At 57.8% G+C, this 1,487-nt stretch carries 1 protein-coding gene; it reads right to left on the reverse strand.

Features of this window, described 5'->3' with window-relative positions; translation table 11 throughout:
- Positions 1 to 1,487: amino acid adenylation domain-containing protein (locus OIU26_RS25780; RefSeq protein WP_264218413.1), on the reverse strand; the 1,487-nt coding region annotated here is incomplete at both ends.

Here is a 1,487-nt window from a genome sequence, read left to right on the forward strand (position 1 = left end):
GGTACCATGTAGCTTGGCAGCTCCTGCCCCAGCGCACTTCTCAGCTCGCTGGCACTGATTTCTTGCCCCGCGACATAGTAGGCCACCATGTGTTTTTGTCCCGTTTCGTCTGCACGAGCCATGACCACGGCTTCGCGTACCGATTCCACTTGGAGCAACTGCGTTTCCACCTCGCTCAGCTCAATCCGGTACCCCCGGATTTTCACCTGATGGTCGATCCGGCCCAGATATTCAATGTTCCCGTCCGGCATCCATCTCGCCAAATCGCCGGTGCGGTACATCCGCTCATACCCTGCTTCCCCGCCGGCAAACGGATCAGCTACAAATTTCTCGGCCGTCAGCTCTGGACGGTTCAGATATCCTCGTGCTACGCCGACACCGCCAATGCACAGTTCACCTGCCACGCCAATTGGCTGCAATTGCTCCGTGCCTTCCTTGACGATGTACAGACGAATGTTTTGAATCGGTTTCCCGATCGGAATAACCGAATAGGCTACATCAGGCTCGCAATCGAAGTACGATACGTCCACCGTCGCTTCGGTTGGGCCATACAGGTTGACCAGCTTCGCTCCGGCCAGGCTCGACACGAGCCGCTGGAACCGGGCCACATGCTGTGGCGGCAACGCTTCACCACTGGCAAAGACATGGCGCAGTGTGCCCAGCTTCGCTTGCATCACTTCTCGTGGCTGCTGTTCCACATACTCCAGGAACGCATGCAGCATGGCTGGTACAAAGTGCATCGTGCTCACGCCATCGCGGGCAATCGTGTCGACGATGTCTTCCGGGTTCTTTTCCCCGCCGACCGACAGCAGGCTTACCTTTGAGCCGACCATCGACCACCAGAACAGCTCCCACACCGACACGTCGAAGGTGAAGGCGGTCTTTTGCAGGATCGTATCTTCTGCACCCAGGCCGTAGCGATCATGCATCCACAAAATCCGGTTTAACACGGAATGGTGCTCCACCATTACACCCTTCGGTTTTCCAGTGGAACCGGAGGTGTAGATGACATAGGCGACATGGTGCGGCCCAGCCAGTGGCTCCAGATTTGAACCATCTTCGTGGTAAATATTCTTGCCAGCCTGCTCCTGACGATCTAGCACCAGCACCCGGCCGTCGAAACTCAGCGATGCTTGCTCCGCCAGATGCGATTGCGTCAGCACCAACTTCGCGCCTGAATCCTCCAGCATAAAGCGGATGCGGTCGGCCGGATATTCCGGATCGATCGGCACATAAGCTCCGCCTGCCTTGAGGATCGCGTAGATACCTACGATCATGTCCAGCGAACGGTGAAGCAGAATGCCCACAGGCTGATCCGGTTCAACCCCTTGCGCACGCAAGGTGCGTGCGAGACGGTTGGCTCGCTCGTTCAGCTCACGGTAGGTCAGCGACTCTTCACCGCACAGTACCGCGACTTGCTCCGGCGTGTTCGCGACCTGCTGCTCAAACAGACTGCTTAGCGTCTGATCCTGCGGATAGGCTGCCGC

It is taken from the genome of Paenibacillus sp. BT-177 (assembly GCF_025846815.2).
Lineage (GTDB): Bacteria > Bacillota > Bacilli > Paenibacillales > Paenibacillaceae > Paenibacillus > Paenibacillus polymyxa_C.